The 1,229-nt window shown below is 59.3% G+C and carries 3 protein-coding genes; 1 reads left to right on the top strand and 2 read right to left on the bottom strand.

What is annotated here, in order from left to right; translation table 11 throughout:
* On the top strand, positions 1 to 278 hold a 278-nt coding region (locus tag EU800_RS27385), incomplete at its 5' end, for a hypothetical protein (protein ID WP_207210022.1).
* 157 nt (positions 279 to 435) lie between these two features.
* On the opposite strand, the gene EU800_RS26025 is transcribed toward EU800_RS27385, so the two are convergent.
* Together EU800_RS26025 and EU800_RS27105 are read right to left on the bottom strand one after the other, a co-directional pair.
* Positions 436 to 777 carry a hypothetical protein gene (locus EU800_RS26025; protein WP_129636349.1) on the bottom strand — a complete coding sequence of 114 codons (342 nt, stop codon included), beginning with the start codon at positions 775 to 777 and terminating at the stop codon, positions 436 to 438.
* 135 nt (positions 778 to 912) lie between these two features.
* A complete protein-coding gene (locus EU800_RS27105; RefSeq protein ID WP_165354865.1) occupies positions 913 to 1,083 on the bottom strand; it encodes a hypothetical protein in 171 nt (56 codons plus the stop codon).
* Positions 1,084 to 1,229 lie beyond the last annotated feature (146 nt).

Below are 1,229 nucleotides of genomic sequence, written 5' to 3'. Positions count from 1 at the left end.
TCGCGGACCAAGGCGCCCCGGCAACCGCCAGCTACATAGGGAGCGCGTCTGCCGGGGCGCCGATCACGCTGGAACTGGCCGGATTTTGTGCTGCCCTCTGGCAGGAAATCGCACCGCCGTTGACAACCGAGTTGACGAATGCTGCCGTCAGAGACTTCGGCTTGGCTATCGTGTGGGTGCCCATCTGTTCCCCCATTGGTTCCCCCAAAAAATGGTGGAACAGGTGGGAACGTTCAAGATTCATGTGGAAGAAATCATCAACAAAACAAGCGGTATAGCGGTCGCGTTTGGATTGTGTCGGAACGTATGACGGCGCGTCCCCAAGCGCCACTTTTTCTTAATGAGATCAATGTGATAAAGACCGCCTCAATGGTCGGCCTTTCGCGTTGTTTTCGGGCTCTGCAACAACTCTACAACAAATTGAGTCGCTGACGGTCAGTTGCGACTAATTCGCATCTCGCTAGCAGCCAACCCGTCTTCCGTGAACCCCAAGAAGTGCCCCGGAGGCATCGAACCCTCGACCCGCGTGCCGTCCGTGCGCACGACGGTGAAGTTGAAGTCGCCGCCGTTCTGCAATGCACGTTGCCACGCCTGACGCACGGTGAGGTCCGGTGTCGCCTCGCACCACGCCTTGACCTTGGGCATCGCCGTCCAGGTGCCGCGCTCGTAGAACTCGGCCTTGTCGGCGAAGGCGTCCGTCACGATGCGGGAAACGATGTGCCCGCGGTCGTCAACGTAGCAGCCCAGCAGCCGCATCGGGATATCAGGTCTGCTCATCTCGCTCACTCCTCGTTGCTTTCGGAGAGCGATAGAGGCCGATGGTGGCAGGAGTGGGGCGGAAATGTCGTGCGCCAACTGAAATGAAAAAGGCGGTCCTGCGACCGCCTTTTTCATAACTCAGTTATCGAGGTCTCAGTCGTCGTCTGAGTGAAAACACGAGATGTCGACTGCGGTGATAACCAAGTTATCGGGCCGCAGGAGGCGCAGGATTCCGTCGCGACGTTCGACACCGAGGCCGAGGTTCTTGACGTCCGTGTAGAGCGCGGCTGCCACGGAGTCGCGCTTCCAGCCTGTCGCGTCCATGAGGTCTTCGAGAGTGCACCTGACCTGCCCCCCGGAGTTCCCTCGTTCATAACGAGAGTCTGCGGGTCTGGTTTTCATATTACTGGGTTTCGAACTGGGCAAGCGCGCCGGGCGCGGAGCCCTCAAATTGCTCAAGCGTCCGGCGC

This window comes from Tropicimonas sp. IMCC6043, from assembly GCF_004146235.1.
Lineage (GTDB): Bacteria > Pseudomonadota > Alphaproteobacteria > Rhodobacterales > Rhodobacteraceae > Tropicimonas.
This window is presented reverse-complemented; position numbering and strand designations above follow the sequence as displayed.

What these genes read in the sequence shown, in the direction of transcription:
- EU800_RS27105 (WP_165354865.1), bottom strand. Translation starts at nt 1,083, where the DNA reads ATGGACGCGACAGGCTGGAAGCGCGACTCCGTGGCAGCCGCGCTCTAC.
- EU800_RS26025 (WP_129636349.1), bottom strand. Translation starts at nt 777, where the DNA reads ATGAGCAGACCTGATATCCCGATGCGGCTGCTGGGCTGCTACGTTGAC.